Genomic DNA, 20,651 nt, shown 5'->3' on the forward strand with positions numbered 1-20,651 from the left:
ATTCGATAGGCGCAGTGAATAAATCTCCTTCGAAAATTGGATGATAGAATCATCATTAGCGGCTCAAAAACAGTTAATAGCTGACTTCGCCATATTTATCACGATGCTCTTTCGGGGTAATTGAATAACCTTTTTTGAATACCGAATAGAAATATTGCAGCGAGGGATAACCACACATTTGTGAGATTTCATTAATAGGTAATGAAGTTGCAGACAACAAATTGCGCGCCCGATCGAGTTTTTCTTCATGGATAACGCCATGAATAGTCTGCCCAATATCATCTTTAAAGCGCTTTTCCAGATTCGATCGCGACATCCCAACGGCATCTAGCACCTGTTCAACCTTAATCCCTTTACAAGCATGATGGCGGATATAATGCATCGCCTGAATCACGGCGGGATCGCGCAATGAGCGGAAATCCGTCGAGCGCCGCGCCATTACTTTCACCGGCGGCACCAAAATGCGCTGTAATGGCGGGGTTTCTTGTTGTTTCTGGCGTTGATTGAGGCGCTGGTGCAGTAACTTAGCCGCCCGATAGCCCATTTGCCGCGTCCCTTGCACGACCGATGAAAGTGCCACCCGCGATAAATATCGAGTTAACTCTTCATTATCAATGCCAATCACACTCAATTTCTCCGGTACAGCAATATCCAAATGCTCACATACTTGTAATAAATGCCGCGCCCGAGCATCTGTTACCGCAATGATCCCCGTCTGATGTGGCAGCGTTTGTACCCAGTCCGCCAACCGGTTTTGGGTATATTGCCAATTAGCCGGAGCAGTGGCCATTCCCTGATAAACCACCCCTTGATATTGCTCTGCCGCCACTAATTGCCGGAAAGCATATTCCCGCTCCTGCGCCCAACGCTTATCACTACTGGCGGGTAGGCCGTAAAATGCAAAACGGTTTAAACCCTTTTCTTTCAAATGCATAAAAGCGGCTTCAACCAAGGCGGTATTATCGGTCGCGATATAATCTACCGGTGGATAATCTTCTGGTTGATGATATGACCCTCCGACGCCGATAATCGGTACATCGACATTTTCCAGCAATTGCTCTATTTGCCGATCATCAAAATCAGCAATAACACCGTCACCCAACCAGTCCCGAATATTATCAATACGGCAGCGAAAATCCTCTTCGATAAAAATATCCCAATCACATTGGGATGCCTGCAAATATTCGCCAACACCTTCCACCACTTGCCGGTCGTACACTTTATTAGCGTTAAATAGCAAAGTTATCCGGTAGCGTTTCTCGAACATGGAAATGGCTCCTGAAATAGATGGGAAAGGGATATAACAGACAAAGAGATCAATGCAGTATGGCATTGATCTCTTTGCAAAGATGGGATCAGACTCGGCGTTTGGTAGCGGAATCCATCCACACCGCCAGCAGCAAAATTGCGCCTTTAACAATGTACTGCCAGAAAGTCGGTACATCCAGCATGCTCATCCCATTATCGAGAGAAGCCATGATAAATGCGCCCATGACCGCACCTGCTACACTACCAATCCCGCCGGCTAGACTGGTGCCACCAATGACACAGGCGGCAATCGCATCCAGTTCAGCAATATTACCGGCAGACGGCGAACCGGCCCCCAGCCGTGAACTAAGAATCAAACCCGCTATTGCCACCATCAATCCATTGATAGCAAATACCGCGAGTTTGGTGCGCTCTACATTAATCCCCGACAAACGGGCGGCGTCGATGTTGCCCCCAATGGCATAGATCCGGCGACCAAAAGCGGTGCGAGTGGCCATAAAAATACCTGCCAGCATCAGTGCTGTGAGAATCAATACCGGCGTAGGGACACCCCGATAATCATTCAGTAAATATATAGCGCCAAGAACGATAACTGCGGTAATAGTCTGACGAGTAACATCCCCTTGTGGAGCCGCAACCGGCAAACCCAGCCGGATACGATGGCTGCGCCGACGCCATTGCCACACCACGAACAACATTAACCCAATGGCACCAATACCAAATCCGAAGCCATTGGGCAGATAACTTTGACCAATCTGCGACATAGCATTACTGGTCGGCGACACCGTGGTGCCGTTGGTGATTCCAATTAAAATGCCGCGAAAAGCCAGCATCCCCGCCAAAGTAACAATAAATGACGGCACTTTGCGATAAGCAACCCACCAACCATTCCATGCGCCGAGTACTAGCCCCAATCCGAGGGTGACAACAATAGTCAGAGGTAGTGGCCAACCGAGCCACACATCAAAAATGGCCGCCGCGCCACCCAATAACCCCATCATCGAGCCAACCGACAAGTCAATTTCTGCCGAAATAATGACAAAAACCATTCCCACCGCCAAAATGCCGGTGATTGCCGTTTGGCGAAGTAAGTTCGAGATATTCCTGGCGCTGAGATAGGCCCCTTCAGTGGTGAAAGTGAAAAACAGCATAATAATGGCGATAGCCGCCAACATGACAAAAACTTGCAAATTGACCGATTTTAGTCGAAATAATGGCTTTTTATCGCCATTTTCGGGTGTATTTACTTCAGTTTGATTAGCTTGCGACATGGGTTTCACTCCTGAGTGCGGCTTCCATGACCTTTTCTTGCGTCAGATTATGGTTAATAAGATCGGCTTTGATGCGCCCTTGATGCATGACCAACACCCGATCGCTTAATCCCAAGACCTCCGGTAATTCAGAGGAAATCACAATGACCGCAATTCCCTGCTGGACCAATTGGTTGATAAGTTTATAAATTTCATATTTTGCGCCGATGTCTATACCACGCGTCGGTTCATCGAGGATCAAAATCCGTGGGTTCAGCAGCAAGCATTTGGCTAAAATAGCTTTTTGTTGATTGCCCCCACTGAGTCGGGCAATCGCCAGCTCTGAAGAGGAGGTTTTCACCTTTAACCGGGCCAGAGATTGCACAATTGTCGACTGTTCTTTGGCATCATCCAGCATGCTAAAAGAGCCAGTGAAATCATCTAACGCAGCCAGTGTGATATTAGCCCCCACACCCATAACCGGTATGATGCCGTCTTTCTTGCGATCTTCCGGCACCATGGCAATGCCGAGTTTCATGGCTTGCTGGCAATGATTGATGGTCACCGCTTTACCATCAATGAATATTTCTCCCTGCCAGCGGCCTGGGTAAACACCAAACAAGCATTGCACGGTTTCTGTTCGACCAGAGCCGACCAGCCCGGCAATGCCCAATATCTCTCCGCGTCTCAGAGAGAAAGAGACCTTATCCACTCGGCGAATATGGCGGTTTACCAGGTGCCAGGCGCAGATATTTTCCACCCGCAGAATTTCCTCACCAATGTGGTGGGCTTCGTGTGGATAAAGCTCTTTAAGTTCGCGGCCCACCATCATGGCGATAATGTCATCTTCGCTCATGGTCGCCGCAGGGCGAGTCCCAATATGGCGGCCATCGCGGATCACACAGATATGATCGGATATCGCTTTTACTTCATTTAATTTGTGTGAGATGTAAATACAGGCAATGCCGTGATTCCGTAGATCACGGATAATATCCAGCAAAATAGCGGTTTCACTTTCTGTCAAAGACGCTGTCGGCTCATCCAATACCAACAACCGGACTTGTTTATTCAGCGCTTTTGCAATTTCGACTAATTGTTGCTGCCCAAGCCCCAATTCCCCCACTGGAGTATTCGGGTCTACCACCAGTTTTACTTGTGCCAGCATCCGTTGACAACGCAAGTACATGGCGTCGTAATCCATAATGCCAAAACGCCCCCACTCAGAACCAAGGAACATATTTTCCAGCACCGACATTTGCTTTACCAAAGCTAATTCCTGATGAATTATCGCAATACCTTTTTGTTCCGTTTCACGAATATTTTTAGCTTGAAGCGTTTCACCTGAAAAAATGATTTCTCCCTGATAGGAACCTGTGGGGTAAATACCACATAACACTTTCATTAGTGTGGATTTCCCAGAGCCATTCTCACCACACAACGATAATACTTGCCCGGCTTCCAGTGTCAGGCTGATATTATCTACCGCCTTAACGACACCGAATTGCTTAGTAATATTTTTCATTTCCAGCAGGTTGGGCATAATTTCCTCCATATATCTTTTATTCTTGAAGTTGCAGCATGATTAGCTACAACCTCAAGAAATTCGGATATATTAAACATCGAAAAAGCAATTAATAAACATCAGCTTTTTTGTGGAAACCATCAGCAATAATTGTGCTGTCGATATTGTTTTTATCCACTTGAATCGGTGTCAGTAAATAAGCTGGGACATCTTTTATTCCGTTATTTAATTGACTATTTGCTTTCGGCGCTTCGCCTTTACCCAAAGACACAGCAATTTCTGCGGCATCATTGGCTAATTTACTGATGGGTTTATATACGGTCATGGTTTGGGTGCCCGCAACAATACGTTTTATTGCTGCTAAATCAGCATCCTGCCCAGAAATAGCCACTTTGCCCGCCAGTCCTTGTGCTGCTAACGCCTGAATAGCCCCACCGGCGGTGGCATCATTAGACGCCACAACAGCATCAATTTTGTTATTGTTAGCTGTTAGAGCATTCTCCATGATTTTTAAGGCATTTTCCGGTAACCAGGCATCAACCCACTGATCACCAACAATTTTTATTTTCCCTTCTTTTATCAATGGATTAAGCACTGTCATCTGCCCCTGGCGGAACAGTTTGGCATTGTTGTCGACCGGCGAGCCACCCATCAGGAAATAATTACCCTGAGGTACCCGCTCAACCAAACTTTTAGCTTGTAACTCACCCACTTTTTCATTATCGAAGGAGATATAAAAATCAATATCAGCATTATTTATCATACGGTCATAAGCTAATACTTTTATACCTTCTCGCTTTGCCTCGGCGATCACATTACTTAATACTTGCCCGTTATAAGGAATAATAACCAGCACATCGACACCACGGTTAATCATATTTTCAATCTGTGACATTTGGGTTTCTTCATTGCCATTTGCCGATTGAACAAATACTTTAGCGCCGAGGGACTCAGCTTTGTTAACAAAAATATCGCGGTCTTTCTGCCAACGTTCAAGACGAAGATCGTCTATCGCCATCCCGATTTTAATTTCTTTACTGAATCCGGGCTGGCTAAACATTACCAGAGCGGCGCATGCGGAGAGTAAAATGTTCTTAAATTTCATCTTTCAGTACCTTTCTTATTGTGCAAGCAGGGTAAGAGAAACGGTAAACATCAACTGCAATAGGGATTGTTATCGCTTATTTGCACATCGGCAATTACAGATTTTCGTCCGCCAATTATGTTTTTTGGTTTAATGTTAATTTTATGATAACGATCATGTTTTCTTTCCTGCAAAATGCATAATTCCAGTCAGAGATGTTATCCATATAATGAATATCAGAAAGTTTCTATAATTAATCGGGTATTTATGAGATCTACACCACAATTAATAATTCTCTGAATTTAAGTGTGAAATAACGTAATTGTGAGAATCGCCAACAACTCCGAAGATAAAAGCTCATTAGCCCGATAACGCGGGTCAGCTTCCAAGGAGTATTGCATGCAATCTTATTTTAATGAATTAGAACAAGTGCGTTACGAAGGCAGCCAGAGCACTAACCCACTGGCATTTCATCACTACAATCCGGATGAAATTATCCTTGGTAAGCGAATGGCCGATCACCTGCGGTTCGCCGCCTGCTACTGGCATACTTTCTGCTGGGGCGGGGCGGATATGTTTGGCAGCAATGCGTTTGAACGCCCATGGCAGCAGGCCGGCGATGCACTCACACTAGCCAAACGCAAAGCCGATGTGGCTTTTGAATTCTTCCATAAACTGAATGTGCCTTATTACTGCTTCCACGATGTGGATGTTTCACCCGAAGGCGCATCATTAAAAGAATATCTGAATAATTTTGCCGTCATGACGGATGTATTGGCCGAGAAACAAGAGAGTAGCGGCGTAAAATTATTATGGGGCACAGCTAACTGCTTCACTCACCCGCGCTACGGTGCTGGGGCCGCGACCAATCCAGATCCAGAAGTTTTTAGCTGGGCTGCGACCCAAGTCTTTACCGCCATGAATGCCACCCAAAAGCTCGGCGGTGAAAACTATGTATTGTGGGGCGGCCGTGAAGGTTATGAAACGCTGTTAAATACCGATTTACGGCAAGAACGTGAGCAAATTGGCCGCTTTATGCAAATGGTGGTCGAACATAAACATAAAACCGGCTTCCAGGGCACCTTGTTAATTGAGCCAAAGCCACAAGAACCGACCAAGCATCAGTATGATTATGATGTTGCTACTGTTTATGGTTTCCTTAAGCAGTTTGGGCTGGAAAAAGAGATCAAAGTTAATATTGAAGCCAACCATGCCACTTTGGCCGGGCACTCTTTCCATCATGAGATTGCCAGCGCGATTGCATTAGGTATTTTCGGCTCTGTGGATGCCAACCGTGGCGACCCGCAATTGGGTTGGGATACAGACCAGTTCCCAAACAGTGTGGAAGAAAATGCACTGGTGATGTTTGAAATCCTTAAAGCTGGAGGGTTCACTACCGGCGGGTTGAATTTTGATGCCAAAGTACGCCGCCAAAGCACCGATAAATACGACCTGTTCTATGGTCATATCGGGGCGATGGACACCATGGCATTAGCCTTGAAAATTGCAGCGAAAATGATTGAAGATGGTCAGTTAGATCAGCAAGTTGCGAAACGTTATGCCGGTTGGAATACAGAGTTGGGCCAGCAAATTTTGAAAGGCAAACTGTCGCTGGAAGATTTGGCGCGCTATGCCGGTCAACATAATCTGAACCCACAGCACCACAGTGGGCATCAAGAGCAACTGGAAAATCTGGTTAACCGCTATATCTTCGGCTGATAGTTTTATTTATCTGATGTCTGCATCGAATAGATGAGATTTTGTTGAAAAATAGCTGATAGGCGTTATTGGTGCCAGCAGTTTGGACCTGACCAGCGCACAGAAACCGGAGCGTACACGCAGTACGTGAGGATTTCGAGCACTGCTCAGGTTCAAAATGGCAAGTAAAATAGCCTATTAATATGAGGAACACATATGTACCTTGGCATCGATCTAGGCACCTCCGGCGTTAAAGCCATTCTCCTGGCCGAAAACGGGCAAGTTATTGCCAGCCAAGGTGCTGCATTATCCGTTTCCCGCCCACATCCTTTATGGTCTGAGCAAAACCCCGCCGATTGGTGGCAAGCCACTGATCAAGCTATGCAATCCTTAGCCGCAGACCATGATTTAAAACAGGTAAAAGCCCTCGGGCTGACCGGCCAAATGCACGGCGCAACCTTGCTGGATAAACAGCATCGGGTGCTGCGTCCGGCTATTTTATGGAATGATGGCCGCAGTTTTGCCCAGTGCCAAGCACTGGAAAAATCAGTACCAGAATCCCGCCAGATTACCGGTAATCTGATGATGCCGGGCTTTACCGCACCGAAGCTAAAATGGCTGGCAGAATATGAGCCAGATATTTTTAATTGCATTGATAAGGTGCTCTTACCCAAAGATTATTTACGTTTTCTGATCAGTGGTGATTTTGCCAGTGATATGTCCGATGCCGCCGGAACAATGTGGCTCGATGTAGCAAAACGCGACTGGAGCGATGAAATGCTGGCGGCCTGCGGCCTAAATCGCCGGCACATGCCCGCCCTCTTCGAAGGTAGCCAAATTACCGGCCATGTCAGTGCCGATATTGCGCGCCGCTGGGGCATTAACCCGGTTCCGGTGGTTGCTGGCGGAGGTGATAATGCTGCCGGAGCAATCGGGGTGGGCTTGTATCAAACCGGGCAGGCGATGTTGTCGCTGGGCACATCTGGCGTCTATTTTGCGGTCAGTGAGGGTTTTTTGAGTAACCCTGCCAGCGCCGTGCACAGCTTTTGCCATGCTTTGCCGAACACTTGGCACTTGATGTCAGTAATGTTGAGCGCTGCATCATGTCTTGATTGGGCTTGCCAACTCACTGGGGCCGAGAGTGTCCCTGCGCTGATTGATGAAGTGGAAAATACGCCGCAAGCCGCCACGCCAGTGTGGTTCCTGCCCTATCTTTCCGGCGAACGAACTCCCCATAACAACCCAAATGCTAAAGGGGCTTTCTGGGGCTTTACCCATGAACATCGCCGGGCAGATTTAGCCCGTGCGGTATTGGAAGGAGTAGGATTTGCTTTAGCCGACGGAATGGATGCCCTGCATGCCAGTGGATTACAGCCCAAATCGGTCACATTAATTGGTGGCGGAGCACGAAGCCCTTATTGGCGTCAAATGCTAGCAGATATTAGCGGCCAAACGTTGGAGTATCGAACTGGAGGTGATGTCGGCCCTGCTTTAGGTGCCGCCCGATTAGCCCAAATTGCTCTCAATCCGGATATTCCATTAGCTGATTTATTGCCTGCACTGCCACTGGAGCAAACACATTTTCCAGATGCACTGCGCCATCAGAATTATGCTGCTCGTCGCGTCATCTTTAAAAAGCTTTATCAGCAATTACTGCCATTATGTCAATAAGCTAAATTGTGTGAATAAGCTAAAGTGCAGGCTATAAGGCACCACAGGTTGTGGAGAGAATTATTTCTTTTCCACAGCCTGAATCTGGCAATGACCTATCGAGCAGTTAACATGACGAATGATCATCTGACCAAAATCATCTATATAGCCGATGCTATAATGGTCGCCACTATATCCGGGAGTCTTGATGGACTCAGTGTTAAATGGCGCAATCATGACACTGTCAAAACCGGGGAAATTACCGCGATTATCCTGATTTAAATGCCCTAGCGTGACGTAATACGGCGTAGGATTATGAATTTTAAGAATTTCTCTTTGCTGGCTGAACTGCAATTTCTCCTGCCAGACATTCTTATTATCCGCTTTAATCGCCGCTGGCCGATAAAATAATTTTATTTTGCTTTGGATTGCTATTTGTACCGCATCAGTTACTTCACTCTTCGTCGGTATTTCCCGTACATTAAAATAGAACAAAGTTTCACGGTCAGTGGCTAACTGTTCCACATCCGGTAGCGAGATAATGCGTACTAAGGTTTTTTGACCCGCATCAATCCGCTGTATCGGGGGCAACACAGATAATGGGCTTTCCACTTTTTGTCCGGCTGTATTTTCTAACCAAGCTTGCGCCAAATAAGGCGATTTCTCGCTTTTATTTTGCAAAACAATGCTGGCTGATGTGTCCGCACTATTGAAAATAATCCGCGTTCTATCCAGATTGATTGCCGCCTGACTCACTCCCGTGCCAAGCAAAAGCGCTATTCCCATCAGGACGTTATTTAACTGATAGCTTTTCTTTATCAACATCGCGTTATTAAGGTCTTTCATGGTTTATTCCATTCCAATGTATATCGTCTTGCCGTGAATAACGTTTTTCCTTAATCAGTGTTTTCGGCCAATAAACTATTTTAATGAATATTTTTCTTATTAACTTTTTAATCTACTGGAGCGGAAGTGAAATCTGGTCCCTTTTATCCCCTATGATGGCCGGATTTGGCATTCCGTTCAGCCTAAAACCCACTAATAATGGAGCCATACCCATATGGTGGAGGGCCGGAAATGACTAACAGCGCATTACTGATCATTGATGTTCAACAATCTTTCGAACATAAATCTTTTTGGCAGCAAGAAGACTTACCCGCTTTCTCTATAGCGCTGAACCAACTGATTGCGGGCTGTAAACAGCGGGACATTGCACTAGTGGATGTCTTCCATGTTGCTCCTGATGGCCCGTTTTCATTGGCTTCTGGCTATGTGAAGCCCATGTCGCTGGTATCCCATCAAGCGGATGTCACCGTGCATAAACGGGTGCATAATGCACTGACCGACTCAGGGCTGGATCAATGGCTTAAAGAGCGGCAAATAAATCACCTGATTATTGCTGGCATGCGCACTGAACAATGTTGTGAAACCACAGCGCGCGTGGCGTCAGATTTGGGTTATCAAGTCACTTTTGTCACGGATGCCACATTGACATTCCCTATGACTCAGCCTAATGGCATTGTCTTGAGTAGTGCTGAATTAAAATTACGCACCGAAACCGTGCTCATCGACCGGTTTGCCGCGGTTCGTACCGTAGCAGAAACATTGCATGCCCTGGATGAATCATGCAATAAATGATATTCAACCAAAGCACCTGATATCCCCTATCGCCAAAAGGGGATAAATCAATCGGTAACTGTAGATTAATAATGCAACGAAATGTCTATTTTCTCTTGCTGCCCGGCGTGTTATCGCTGGATTTAACCGGCCCCGCTGAAACACTACGGCTGGCGGGGGCATTTAAGTTGTTTTATATCAGCCCGTTACCAGAAGTGATGTCCTCCACGGAGATGATGTTGGGCCAGTTGCAGCCACTGCCAGACAGCTTACCGGAAGGCAGTTTACTGGTGGTGCCGGGTGTGAGCGATTCGCACCACTATTTTGCGACCGAAACTGCAGCAATAGCTCGCCACTGGCTACAACAGCAAAAAGCCGCCATTACACAGCAAAAGACGACGCTGGTTTGTGTCTGTTCTGGGGCGTTGTTAGCCGCCCAAGCCGGGCTACTGGATGGCTACCAGTGCACGACTCATCACCATGTGCTTGAACGGCTGCGCCAACAGGCTCCGGCGGCCCAAACCAAAGAAAATCGTATTTTTGTGGAAGATCGCGGGGTCTACACCAGCGCAGGGATTACCGCCGGCATTGATCTCTCGTTGCATCTGATTAGCCGCTATTGCAGCCCGCAAACCGCGCTGGAAGTGGCCCGTGAGATGGTGGTTTATTTCCGCCGTTCCGGTGATGACCCCCAACTGTCGCCGTGGTTACGTTACCGCAACCATCTCCATCCGGCGGTACATCGAGCGCAGGATGTGATGTCCGCAGCCCCCCAAGCGGAGTGGTCGCTGCTTCAGGTCGCGCAGAAAGCCCATGTCAGCAGCCGTCATTTAACCCGGTTATTCCGCGAACATGTCGGGATCAGTGTGCGAGAGTTTCACGAGCAACTACGGGTCGCCGTGGCTGAAGTCCGCCTGCAAGAGGGGTTTAATCTGGAGAAAGCGGCACTGGCGGCGGGTTTCTCCTCCACTCGCCAGCTTCGACGCGCACAACAGCGCGGGCAGGCCACAGCTAACTGACTAATCGCCGCCGGTCAATGCGCTGTAATCCCATGGATAGTAAGGTACTCAGCGCCAGCGCTAACGCGAAGACATAGAAAATATCCAACACCGGATAGCCAGTAAAATCATAATGATGGGTGCGGATAAAATGAATAATAAGCGCATGGAAACCGTAAATCGCTAGCGAATGCCCGGCAAGCCAACTCAACCAGGCAATGGGCTGATTCAGACAATTTTTAAACCATACCAGCAGTGATACCGCCGCAACAAAAACTAACGGGCCGCAGTACATATAGAATGTATCCGCAAAGCTGCCATTGATTCGCGTCTGTTTCTCCGTTGAGACAGCAATAAATATCACGCTCATAATAAACAACAATGCAGCGCCCCAACTGATGGCCCGTCCCCGCGTATCAAGCATGCCAATGGCCCGCCCCAGCAACGCATACAACAAGTAATAGAAGGTATCGCCGTAGATATAGAGATTGATTGGCAATAAATGGAAGTGGTCAAAGGTGTATTGGCTGGTCTGCGGGTTAGCCACCACCGCTAGCAACAGAATGACCACCGCCAGATAGCGGCCTGATACCGGTTTAACATTAATCAGCGGTGAAACCAGGTAAACCACGATAATGGCGTAGAAAAACCATAAATGATAAAACACCGGTTTTTGCAGGATATTGTTCAGCGCCGCCCAACCATTGATGGGAGTCAGCGTCGAAATATAAATCAGTGCAATCAAACTGTAGAACAATAAACACAGCCCAATGCGGGTAAAATGCTTTTTCTGTGCGCTTTTTTCACCAAAAAATAGATAACCGGAGATCATAAAGAACAAAGGCACACAAGCTCGGGAGGCCGAATTCAGCAGATTGGCAATGTCCCAATTCATTTCTCCCACCTGCGCACCACTGGTGACGTAATAAGTCGTGGCATGGATCATGACCACCATAATGCAGGCGACGGCCCGCAAGTTATCAATCCACCCTATCTTATTGGTCATGCATACTCTCAATCACCTATTTTTATACTTAGAAGCGCCTAGTTATTTAGGGCATCAATAATCAGGTTGCAAACAATAACGTAAATTCAACTTATACCCAAAGTAAATGAAACTGCGTCAAGGACAAAGGCATTACCCAAAATCTACAAAGGGTTATTGTTGCTAAAACGTTATATTGACGGCAAAATAACCGCCCTAATACACTCAGATGCTATACTTTATCTGAGCGCCTCCATTTTTTATGTTTATTATTAATAGCTTAACTTATGCAAACTTCATTTTCACCCGCGACGCGTTTAGGTCGACGGGCGCTTTTATTTCCCCTGTGTTTGGTATTATTCGAATTTACCACCTATATCGCCAACGATATGATTCAGCCCGGTATGCTGGCGGTGGTTGCCGATTTTAATGCCAGCATTGAGTGGGTTCCGACCTCCATGACCGCTTATCTGGCTGGCGGGATGTTTCTGCAATGGTTGCTGGGGCCATTATCGGATCGCCGTGGACGTCGCCCGGTGATGCTGGTTGGCGTCGCATTCTTTGTGGTGACGTGCCTTGCCATATTATTGGTCACGTCAATTGAACAGTTTATCGCCATGCGCTTCCTGCAAGGGATCGGCTTGTGCTTTATCGGCGCTGTCGGCTACGCCACTATTCAGGAGTCATTTGAAGAAGCGGTCTGTATTAAAATCACCGCGCTGATGGCAAATGTGGCGTTAATTGCTCCGCTGCTCGGCCCCTTGGCCGGTGCCGCCTTGATACATGTCGCCCCGTGGCAATCCATGTTTGTGATATTCGCAGTGCTGGGTGCCATTTCATTTGCCGGATTGTGGCGCGCAATGCCAGAAACCGCCTCGCGCAAAGGGGAGAAACTGTCAGTAGGGGCGATGTGGCACGATTATAAGCAAGTGCTCGCCAACCGCCGTTTTCTGTGCGGATCCCTGGCATTGGGCTTTGCCAGTTTGCCCCTGCTGGCATGGATTGCACAATCGCCAGTGATTCTGATCAGTGGTGAAAAATTATCTACTGTGGAATATGGCGTTTTGCAGGTGCCCATTTTCGGCGCACTGATTATCGGTAACCTGGCACTGGCGAGACTGAGCGGCAAAACCTCAATTCCACAGCTTATCCGCTATGGCGCAGGCCCGATGATTATTGGCCTAATGATTGCCGCCGGCTCTACCCTCTATTCATCCCATGCTTATTTGTGGATGACGGCGGGATTGAGTCTTTATGCTTTTGGTATCGGCCTGGCAAACGCCGGTTTGGTGCGCCTAACCCTATTCTCCAGCGATATCAGTAAAGGCACGGTGTCGGCTGCCATGGGGATGATCAGTATGATGGTCTTCACCTTGGGAATTGAGTTCGCCAAAGTGGCCTATTTGTGGGGCAACAGTGGAATATTTAATCTGTTCAATCTCATCAGTGGCCTGCTATGGCTGGGCTTGGTGATGATTTTTATCCGCCGTCAGCCGGATACAGTGGTCGCGGAGTAGTCTATTTTGTGTTGGGGAATAAACTCCCCAACATGTTTATAGTCGAAATCAGTGTGTAACTGCGACCAATGTGCACGTAACATAATCTTATGTTCTTCATTCATCGGTAATGTAGGCCAGTCGCGACGGGCTGTTTGTACCGCGTCTTCCAGATGGTTTTTTATCGCAGGATAGGATACTCCGATGCGTTCACTCCATATTTTGAACGTCGCCAAACTCATTGAATACCAGCGTTTTTCTCTCGCCATATTCAACGCCAACTCAGACTCATGCGGAATATAGGCTTTAGTAAAAACAATATCATAGGCTGGAGAGAGTGTTGCGTGGCGACCATCAGGGTAGATGACGGTCCAATTTTTAAGATGAGCATCACCATTAGCCAACATGATGTTAGCCAACAATCGGCGGGCCATTCGTTGAATATCAGCTAATCCACCGCCGTTGTCATGCAAAATACCAGCAATTTGTTCATAATTATTACCTTGGTATTTTTTGTCGGGGTACACATTAAATATTTGTGCAAAGTCTTCAGTATGTACTCGCCCCTGCACTGTGCGATCAAAACGTCGGATCAGATAAATATGCTCACCCGGCGGTAATTGGATGTCAGGTAAATAATCAATCTGCTCTCTGGATACCAATTTAATATCGGGTATAGTGAACCGACACCCCGATGCGAACCTCTCCCAGAAACAGTGCCAGCCCTTCAACTCTCTCAACCTGTTGGCGCATCAATTAATCCTCCAGATGTTTATATTTCTGCTGCCATGGGTTGCTATGCTCGCCGTTCTTTTCAATCTCTGCCATGCTTATCGAGTTCAGCCCTTGGCGCAATTCCCGAGCTTGTTCACGCGTCACGAAGACCATTTCCAAATTAAAACCATCCAGAATACGCAGCAGAGTGGAAAGATTGATATCTCCGCCTTTTTCAAACTTAGAAACCTGTTGTTGCGTCATGCCATTAACCAGCCGCATATCAGATTGTTTGAGTTTCTGCTGCTGACGGATACCTTTTATTTCCTCTGCAATCTCTGTCAATGTTCTCATATCAGCTCAATTACATTCTTTGTGATGTATTTTAACCATAGCTCATGTTAAGAGATGTTAGATAAATGAGAGAGTCAATTCCCAGAAGAAAACAGCCCGCTGTCGCGCAGGAAATGGTCATTGCCCCGGCGGCGGGTGAAGCCACTGCGGTCAAAGAATTCAAGAATTTGAATCGCCAATTTGCGACCGATACCCAGTCTATCGCGAAAATCTGCTGCACTGGTACTGCCTTGGCTGGCATCCAGCTCACGAATTAAATCAGCAAACTGCTCAATACGCTGGCTCAGATAATAGCGGTCGGGAACAATTGCCGTGATGTAGCCCAGCTGCGCGGCCTTGCGTAATAAGTTGCGCATTTCGCCTTCATCCATTGCCAACTCTGCGGCTAAATCACGTACCCACCATGGTAAATCAACAAAATAGTGGGAAACTTGCTGCCATCGTGCTTGTTCTTGCGCAGTAAATCCTAATCCATGTTCGGGCAGGTGCAGCCAACCGCGAGTATTCTTTAGCGCGCCCTGTTTTAGCAAATTATCAATCAAACGAAACACTAAATTTTCATCCAGTGTCGGCAATGCCATGCGCCGCAAACGCGCCCGGCCTAGCCCTAACTGATCACTATGCTGTTGATGATACAAACATAAAACATGCAATAAGGTTTGTTGCGCTTGCTGGGCATGAGGGCTAGACAATGCAATATCACCGGCAATAACGCAGTCAGTATCTGCCAATAATGCGGCCATATCATGGCTGCTAAGCTGGCGCGCCCAACTGAACTTACCCACAGAGAGCGGCCCTTGCGCCAAATGCAGCTCCAGCACTTCACTGTCTGACTTCGCTTGCGCTAACGCGGTTAACCACGCCAAAAATGCCGGTTGCCGCTTACCTCGTTTTGGCACCGCCAGGTGGAGAACCCGCGCGGCACCCAAGGTCTTTTTCGCGGCAATATCCCGCAGGATTAGCCGGTCATTCTCAGCCAGCCATAGGGGGGTATCCAGCAATATCTCGGCCAGTATCGATTGGGATTTATTGCCCTCCGGCTGAGAGCTGCTCAGCAGTGAAAAGCGCCCTGTAATATGGCTGGCAGCATGATGCAAATGCAGCGGTTGCCAATGCTGTATCGGTTCATCGGCATCGACAATAACCAAAACCCGATCAACGGATTCTGGTGGCTGTTGCCCTAATAGCCAGTCGCCGCGATTGATTTGTTGTTTGCTAATATCGCCGGTGATATTCAGCGCAATGCGCTGCCCCGCGTACGCCTGTTGCGTATCTTGGTTTTGAGCATGGATGCCCCGCACCCGCACCGGACAATCGCTGCCAGTGAGCCATAGAGTATCGCCCACCGCCACTTTGCCCGCCAGCGCCGTCCCCGTGACCACTAAACCGGCACCTTTCACACTGAATGCGCGGTCAATCGCCAGCCTAAAACGCCGCTGTAGCCGGCTATTATTTTCATCTTGCTGATGACATTGCGCCAGATGCTCGCGCAATTCGCTGATACCGCAATCGGCTGTCGCTGCCGTGACAAACAGAGTGACTTGCTCTGCTGGCCAGCCTTGAGCTGACAGTTCAGCCATCACTTGCTGGCGGACTTGCTCAATCCGCTCGCCAGATGCTCGGTCAGCTTTAGTCAGCGCGACCGTCAATGTCGGGTGGCCCGTCAGCCGTAAAATCGCCAGATGCTCGCGAGTTTGCGCCATTACGCCATCATCACACGCCACCACCAGCAAAGCTTGATCAATGCCGCCCACGCCAGCCAACATATTGGCAAGAAATTTCTCATGTCCGGGGATATCAATAAACCCAATGATGCTGTCATCCGGTTGTGGCCAATAGGCATAGCCCAAGTCAATGGTCATTCCGCGCTGCTTTTCTTCCGGCAAGCGGTCAGCATTGACCCCGGTAATCGCCTGTAAAAGCGTGGTTTTACCGTGGTCAACATGTCCCGCAGTTGCAATAATCATGGTGCCAACTCCCTGAGCAACGCCGTTTCATCCTCCAGACAGCGCAAATCCAACCATAAACGCCCATCAGCCACGCGGCCAATAATGGGTTTAGCCAAGCTACGCCAGCGTGCCGTCAATGCCTCCAGCGCACTGCCGCTGCCATTTTTAGGCGTAAATGTTACCGCCCAACTGGGTAACCGGCCTACCGGTAATGAACCACTGCCAATTTGCGACCAGCATGGCTCAACAGCCAATGTAAAATCGACACCATAGCTGCCATTGAGTGCCGCCAACACCCGCTGGGCGCTCTCGGCAATATCCTGCGCCGGACGAGTCAGTCGCCGCAGGGTCGGTAACAACTCACTCAAGCGGTCGGGCTGCTGATAGAGGCGCAAAGTGGCGTCTAGCGCGGCTAATGTCATTTTATCGGCTCGTAATACCCGCTTGAGCGGATGCTGCTGTAATTGTTCAATCCACTGTTTTTTACCGAGAATGATCCCCGCCTGTGGGCCGCCAAGCAGTTTATCCCCCGAGAAAGTCACTAAATCGACACCCGCCGCAATCAACTGCTGTGGCATCGGCTCAGCCGGTAAGCCGTAGCGGATCATATCCACCAGCGAACCGCTGCCCAGATCTGTTGCGGTCGGAATCGCAAATTCATGCCCCAAAGCTGCCAATTGTTGCTCCGCCACCGAGGCCGTAAAACCCTCAATACTGTAATTGCTGGTGTGCACTTTCATCAGCAGGCCAGTGTGTTCATTAATGGCCTGGCGGTAATCTTTCAGATGGGTGCGGTTGGTAGTGCCGACTTCAACCAGGTCACAACCGGCCTGACGCATCACATCCGGAATGCGAAAAGCACCGCCAATTTCGACCAACTCGCCACGAGAAACCACCACCTGCTTCCCGGCCGCCATGACCGTCAGCAGCAAAAATACTGCGGCGGCATTATTATTGACGATGCAAGCATCTTCCGCCCCGGTCAGTTCGCAGAGTAAATCGGCCACCGCGCGATCACGATGGCCGCGACCGGCACCACTCAGGGAATATTCGAGAGTTACCGCGCCACGCATGGCGTCAGTCACCGCAGCAATAGCGGATTCCGCTAAAGCGGCTCGTCCTAAATTAGTGTGTAAAACCGTGCCGGAGAGGTTAAAAACGGGTTTCAATGCGGGTTGACGTTGGTTTAATCGCTGACGTAAAGCCGCTGGCCAGTCTGCGCACCAATCAGCCAATGTATGGAATTGACCAATATATTCACGGGCCTCGGCCTGCATCAAACGCAGGGTTTCAGTTAACAGAGCTGCGCCATATTCATCAAGTAAAGGGGCCATTTCTGGCGACCGCAACAAGCTGTCTATGGCGGGTAACTGGCTGTAAAGATGATGGGATTCTGCGCTCATAGTCACTCAGCGGGGTTATTAAATGATACTGTAACCAATATTATATATGACTCACCGGGAAGCTGACTCCCCGGGATACTTATTCCCCAGAAAACCTATTCACTCGGAAAAAGTTACTCACTTGGAAAAATAAAGGGATTAATACTGCTGCGAGCAAAACCTTCGCCTTCCATTTTTGCATCGAGGATCAGCGAGGCTAAATCGTCCGCCACCGCTTCGACCATCGGGTCTTTTTCCTGATATAAGATTTTCAGGTAAGTGCCACAATCGCCACAACTTTCTGCTTTCACGGCGGCCAATTCACTGTCTAGCGACCAGTAGTTCAAATCACGAGTTTGCTCGCAATTACTGCATTTAATCCGCACCACATGCCACTCGCTTTCACACAAATTGCAGTGCAAATAACGCAAGCCGCTGTGGGTGCCAATGTGTACCACACTGGAGACAGGAATACTGCCGCACACCGGGCAGAATTGGCGGTGTTCACCATATTCAGCTCGGGCTTTACCGGGGATTTGGCTGGCCATTTGCGCCCAATACAAGGATAGCGCCGCCCAGATAAAGGGCGCTTTTTCGCTACCAACATTGGCAAATTCGCGGTTTAACAGCGCATCGGCGTCCAGCTCCAGCTCATGTACCGACGCCTTATCCAGATTATCCAGCACCGCCGCAATATGGTCGGGCGCATCAGGGCGCAGTTCAGCAATCAGCGCTGACAAGAGCTTGCGCCAGTGGTCAGTGCGGGGAAAAACGCTTAAATCCAGCGGCGGTTTACCACTGGCTGCGGATTGCGCCAACTCAGCCTGCATGTCCAATACCAGCGGGTGGTCATGCAGCGCATTTTGCTGCGCTTGCGTAATTTTAGCCGCAAAATCCAGATAGTCAGCCAGCGGATTATCCAGCGCTAGCTGCTGCAAACGTTCGGTGCGCCGGGTGTACAGGCTTTTTAAATTCGCGAAAAGTAACGGCGGGATATTCCCCGCCGTCGTACCTTTTTCGCTCTGTTTTCCTAATTGATCTTTAGGGACAATGCGAATACTCATCAGGGTTTCTCTTCCTGTTTGTTCCGAAGCTGCCGTTTGGCGTTAACTTCACGATACCAACGCGGATGGTGCTTTTTAGCCCATGCTGCCGGTACCCAACCTTCCACCATCGCGGTAATCGTGCCTTTCACCCACAGGGCGGCATAAATATGCACCATTATAACGATAATCAATCCTACCGCCGCCAGCGAATGCACCAGCAGAGCCAAACGAATCAGCGGGATCGGGAAAGAAGGCGCAAAGTAAGGCCGCCAAATCACTACGCCACTGGCCAGCAATAACACCAGGCTGATAATAGCAGCCCAGAATACGCATTTCTGACCAAAATTATAGCGCCCCGTGTCACCCACTTCCTCATTCATGGCGATTTTATGGATATTTTTAGCCCACTCGAGGTCTTCCTTGTTGATCAAGTTATGTTTCCAGTAACGGAAAAACATGATCAGGAAGGCGGCGAACATAATCACCCCCGCGAAGGGGTGAAGGATGCGTGCCAACTGCGGCGAACCAAAAATATTCATCAGCCAGTTAAATGACGGGAAGAAGAACCCCAGACCACTGATGGCGGCCAGCATAAAACAAAAGGCCACTATCCAGTGGTTGATTCGCTCCGGCGCACTGTAGCGCTGGATCCGCTTTTCTTTTTTCATTTCCGCGTCTCCCCGTCGTCTGAGTGTTCAGCGGTGGTTGGCTCAGGAGCCTTGGATGCCGTATCGGAAGGTGTGGAATCCGATTTATCGTCTTCGTCCTCTTCTTCCTCAACCCGGTTCGGGCCGACGCCCACGTAATGGAAGATACTGGCAGCAAAGGTCGCAGCAAAGCCGATCGCCGCCAGCGGTTTCCAGATGCCTTTCCAGAAAGTGATGGTCGGGCTGATAGTCGGGTTCTCCGGCAAGCCATGATAAAGCTGAGGTTTATCTGCATGATGCAGAACATACATCACGTGGGTGCCCCCAACACCCGCGGGGTCATATAACCCGGCGTTATCAAAGCCACGCGTTTTCAACTCGCTCACTCGGCCCGCGGCCACTTCTTTCATTGCTTCTTTGGTACCAAAGTGAATAGCCCCAGTCGGGCAAGTTTTCACACAAGCAGGTTCTTGACCAACTCCGACACGATCGACGCACAGAGTACATTTGTACACCCGATTGTCGTCTTTATTCATGCGCGGCACGTCAAATGGGCAACCGGCGATACAGTAGCCGCAGCCGATACAGTGCTCTGATTGGAAATCGACGATGCCATTCGCATACTGAATAATTGCACCCTCTGATGGACAGGCTTTCAAGCAGCCCGGATCAGCACAATGCATGCAGCCATCCTTGCGGATGAGCCACTCCAGCTTGCCGCTATCTTCGTCTTCAACTTCAGAGAAGCGCATCACCGTCCAGGATTTAGCGGTCAAATCGGCGGGGTTATCGTACACCCCGACGTTATGGCCCACTTCATCACGGATATCGTTCCATTCCGAACACGCCACCTGACAGGCTTTGCAGCCAATACAGGTGGTGACGTCGATAAGCTTGGCAACCTCTTCCTGGTGGTTACGAGCTTGCGGCGGCGGCGTAAGGGAGTTGGTGCCGGAGCGCCGGATAATGTCTTGAGTTTGCAGTGACATA

General features: G+C 48.9%; 18 protein-coding genes. 5 read left to right on the forward strand and 13 right to left on the reverse strand.

Going from position 1 to position 20,651, the window contains the following annotated elements; translation table 11 throughout:
- Positions 1–73: 73 nt before the first annotated feature.
- The 4 genes from xylR to xylF form a co-directional block, all read right to left on the reverse strand.
- The gene (gene xylR / locus OVO64_RS06295) at positions 74–1,267 is read right to left on the reverse strand and encodes a D-xylose utilization transcriptional activator XylR (RefSeq protein ID WP_038637525.1); all 1,194 of its coding nucleotides are present in this window, start codon (positions 1,265–1,267) and stop codon (positions 74–76) included.
- An 88-nt stretch (positions 1,268–1,355) separates the two neighbouring features.
- Complete coding sequence (xylH, locus tag OVO64_RS06300) at positions 1,356–2,540, reverse strand: xylose ABC transporter permease XylH (protein WP_038637527.1); 1,185 nt, start codon at positions 2,538–2,540, stop codon at positions 1,356–1,358.
- The gene (locus tag OVO64_RS06305; RefSeq protein WP_267248673.1) at positions 2,527–4,059 is read right to left on the reverse strand and encodes a xylose ABC transporter ATP-binding protein; all 1,533 of its coding nucleotides are present in this window, start codon (positions 4,057–4,059) and stop codon (positions 2,527–2,529) included. Before OVO64_RS06305 ends, xylH begins: the two co-directional genes overlap by 14 nt.
- Positions 4,060–4,150: 91 nt before the next feature.
- The gene (gene xylF, locus OVO64_RS06310) at positions 4,151–5,146 is read right to left on the reverse strand and encodes a D-xylose ABC transporter substrate-binding protein (RefSeq protein WP_038637534.1); all 996 of its coding nucleotides are present in this window, start codon (positions 5,144–5,146) and stop codon (positions 4,151–4,153) included.
- Between the two features lie 378 nt (positions 5,147–5,524).
- Here xylF and xylA point away from each other — a divergent pair, with 378 nt between their 5' ends.
- The gene (gene xylA, locus OVO64_RS06315; protein WP_038637537.1) at positions 5,525–6,844 is read left to right on the forward strand and encodes a xylose isomerase; all 1,320 of its coding nucleotides are present in this window, start codon (positions 5,525–5,527) and stop codon (positions 6,842–6,844) included.
- Between the two features lie 195 nt (positions 6,845–7,039).
- The gene (gene xylB, locus OVO64_RS06320; protein ID WP_038637540.1) at positions 7,040–8,494 is read left to right on the forward strand and encodes a xylulokinase; all 1,455 of its coding nucleotides are present in this window, start codon (positions 7,040–7,042) and stop codon (positions 8,492–8,494) included.
- Between the two features lie 60 nt (positions 8,495–8,554).
- Here the strand turns inward: xylB and OVO64_RS06325 are convergent, their stop codons facing one another.
- Positions 8,555–9,319 (reverse strand): molecular chaperone, encoded by a 765-nt coding sequence (locus OVO64_RS06325; protein ID WP_145509567.1) that lies wholly within the window; start codon positions 9,317–9,319, stop codon positions 8,555–8,557.
- A gap of 231 nt (positions 9,320–9,550) precedes the next feature.
- Between OVO64_RS06325 and OVO64_RS06330 the strand changes: the two genes are divergently transcribed.
- Complete coding sequence (locus tag OVO64_RS06330; RefSeq protein WP_038637547.1) at positions 9,551–10,111, forward strand: cysteine hydrolase family protein; 561 nt, start codon at positions 9,551–9,553, stop codon at positions 10,109–10,111.
- Positions 10,112–10,182: 71 nt separating this feature from the next.
- The gene (locus OVO64_RS06335; protein WP_050291879.1) at positions 10,183–11,109 is read left to right on the forward strand and encodes a GlxA family transcriptional regulator; all 927 of its coding nucleotides are present in this window, start codon (positions 10,183–10,185) and stop codon (positions 11,107–11,109) included.
- On the opposite strand, the gene OVO64_RS06340 is transcribed toward OVO64_RS06335, so the two are convergent.
- Positions 11,102–12,094, reverse strand: a complete 993-nt coding sequence (locus OVO64_RS06340) for an acyltransferase (protein WP_038637553.1) — start codon at positions 12,092–12,094, stop codon at positions 11,102–11,104. The genes OVO64_RS06335 and OVO64_RS06340 overlap by 8 nt on opposite strands.
- A 266-nt stretch (positions 12,095–12,360) precedes the next feature.
- On the opposite strand from OVO64_RS06340, the gene OVO64_RS06345 reads away from it, so the two are divergent.
- Entirely contained in the window at positions 12,361–13,590 is a 1,230-nt protein-coding gene (locus OVO64_RS06345) for an MFS transporter (protein ID WP_038637555.1), read from the forward strand.
- On the opposite strand, the gene OVO64_RS06350 is transcribed toward OVO64_RS06345, so the two are convergent.
- The 7 genes from OVO64_RS06350 to fdxH form a co-directional block, all read right to left on the reverse strand.
- Positions 13,563–14,231 carry a type II toxin-antitoxin system HipA family toxin gene (locus OVO64_RS06350; protein WP_235896294.1) on the reverse strand — a complete coding sequence of 223 codons (669 nt, stop codon included), beginning with the start codon at positions 14,229–14,231 and terminating at the stop codon, positions 13,563–13,565. The genes OVO64_RS06345 and OVO64_RS06350 overlap by 28 nt on opposite strands.
- Positions 14,232–14,325: 94 nt before the next feature.
- A complete protein-coding gene (locus tag OVO64_RS06355; protein ID WP_267248674.1) occupies positions 14,326–14,637 on the reverse strand; it encodes a helix-turn-helix domain-containing protein in 312 nt (103 codons plus the stop codon).
- 74 nt (positions 14,638–14,711) lie between these two features.
- Positions 14,712–16,604, reverse strand: coding sequence for a selenocysteine-specific translation elongation factor (gene selB / locus OVO64_RS06360; RefSeq protein ID WP_145509569.1), 1,893 nt, complete (start codon positions 16,602–16,604; stop codon positions 14,712–14,714).
- Positions 16,601–17,989, reverse strand: a complete 1,389-nt coding sequence (gene selA, locus OVO64_RS06365; protein ID WP_038637564.1) for an L-seryl-tRNA(Sec) selenium transferase — start codon at positions 17,987–17,989, stop codon at positions 16,601–16,603. Before selA ends, selB begins: the two co-directional genes overlap by 4 nt.
- A gap of 113 nt (positions 17,990–18,102) precedes the next feature.
- Positions 18,103–19,032 carry a formate dehydrogenase accessory protein FdhE gene (gene fdhE, locus OVO64_RS06370; RefSeq protein ID WP_038637566.1) on the reverse strand — a complete coding sequence of 310 codons (930 nt, stop codon included), beginning with the start codon at positions 19,030–19,032 and terminating at the stop codon, positions 18,103–18,105.
- Positions 19,032–19,682 (reverse strand): formate dehydrogenase cytochrome b556 subunit, encoded by a 651-nt coding sequence (gene fdoI, locus OVO64_RS06375; RefSeq protein WP_038637569.1) that lies wholly within the window; start codon positions 19,680–19,682, stop codon positions 19,032–19,034. Before fdoI ends, fdhE begins: the two co-directional genes overlap by 1 nt.
- Complete coding sequence (gene fdxH, locus OVO64_RS06380; RefSeq protein WP_038637573.1) at positions 19,679–20,650, reverse strand: formate dehydrogenase subunit beta; 972 nt, start codon at positions 20,648–20,650, stop codon at positions 19,679–19,681. Before fdxH ends, fdoI begins: the two co-directional genes overlap by 4 nt.
- Between the last annotated feature and the right edge of the window lies 1 nt (position 20,651).

Origin of the sequence: Yersinia sp. Marseille-Q5920, from assembly GCF_946902935.1 — a bacterium.
GTDB lineage: Bacteria > Pseudomonadota > Gammaproteobacteria > Enterobacterales > Enterobacteriaceae > Yersinia > Yersinia rochesterensis.

What these genes read in the sequence shown, in the direction of transcription:
- xylR (WP_038637525.1), bottom strand. Translation starts at nt 1,267, where the DNA reads ATGTTCGAGAAACGCTACCGGATAACTTTGCTATTTAACGCTAATAAA.
- xylH (WP_038637527.1), bottom strand. Translation starts at nt 2,540, where the DNA reads ATGTCGCAAGCTAATCAAACTGAAGTAAATACACCCGAAAATGGCGAT.
- OVO64_RS06305 (WP_267248673.1), bottom strand. Translation starts at nt 4,059, where the DNA reads ATGCCCAACCTGCTGGAAATGAAAAATATTACTAAGCAATTCGGTGTC.
- xylF (WP_038637534.1), bottom strand. Translation starts at nt 5,146, where the DNA reads ATGAAATTTAAGAACATTTTACTCTCCGCATGCGCCGCTCTGGTAATG.
- xylA (WP_038637537.1), top strand. Translation starts at nt 5,525, where the DNA reads ATGCAATCTTATTTTAATGAATTAGAACAAGTGCGTTACGAAGGCAGC.
- xylB (WP_038637540.1), top strand. Translation starts at nt 7,040, where the DNA reads ATGTACCTTGGCATCGATCTAGGCACCTCCGGCGTTAAAGCCATTCTC.
- OVO64_RS06325 (WP_145509567.1), bottom strand. Translation starts at nt 9,319, where the DNA reads ATGAAAGACCTTAATAACGCGATGTTGATAAAGAAAAGCTATCAGTTA.
- OVO64_RS06330 (WP_038637547.1), top strand. Translation starts at nt 9,551, where the DNA reads ATGACTAACAGCGCATTACTGATCATTGATGTTCAACAATCTTTCGAA.
- OVO64_RS06335 (WP_050291879.1), top strand. Translation starts at nt 10,183, where the DNA reads ATGCAACGAAATGTCTATTTTCTCTTGCTGCCCGGCGTGTTATCGCTG.
- OVO64_RS06340 (WP_038637553.1), bottom strand. Translation starts at nt 12,094, where the DNA reads ATGACCAATAAGATAGGGTGGATTGATAACTTGCGGGCCGTCGCCTGC.
- OVO64_RS06345 (WP_038637555.1), top strand. Translation starts at nt 12,361, where the DNA reads ATGCAAACTTCATTTTCACCCGCGACGCGTTTAGGTCGACGGGCGCTT.
- OVO64_RS06355 (WP_267248674.1), bottom strand. Translation starts at nt 14,637, where the DNA reads ATGAGAACATTGACAGAGATTGCAGAGGAAATAAAAGGTATCCGTCAG.
- selB (WP_145509569.1), bottom strand. Translation starts at nt 16,604, where the DNA reads ATGATTATTGCAACTGCGGGACATGTTGACCACGGTAAAACCACGCTT.
- selA (WP_038637564.1), bottom strand. Translation starts at nt 17,989, where the DNA reads ATGAGCGCAGAATCCCATCATCTTTACAGCCAGTTACCCGCCATAGAC.
- fdhE (WP_038637566.1), bottom strand. Translation starts at nt 19,032, where the DNA reads ATGAGTATTCGCATTGTCCCTAAAGATCAATTAGGAAAACAGAGCGAA.
- fdoI (WP_038637569.1), bottom strand. Translation starts at nt 19,682, where the DNA reads ATGAAAAAAGAAAAGCGGATCCAGCGCTACAGTGCGCCGGAGCGAATC.
- fdxH (WP_038637573.1), bottom strand. Translation starts at nt 20,650, where the DNA reads ATGTCACTGCAAACTCAAGACATTATCCGGCGCTCCGGCACCAACTCC.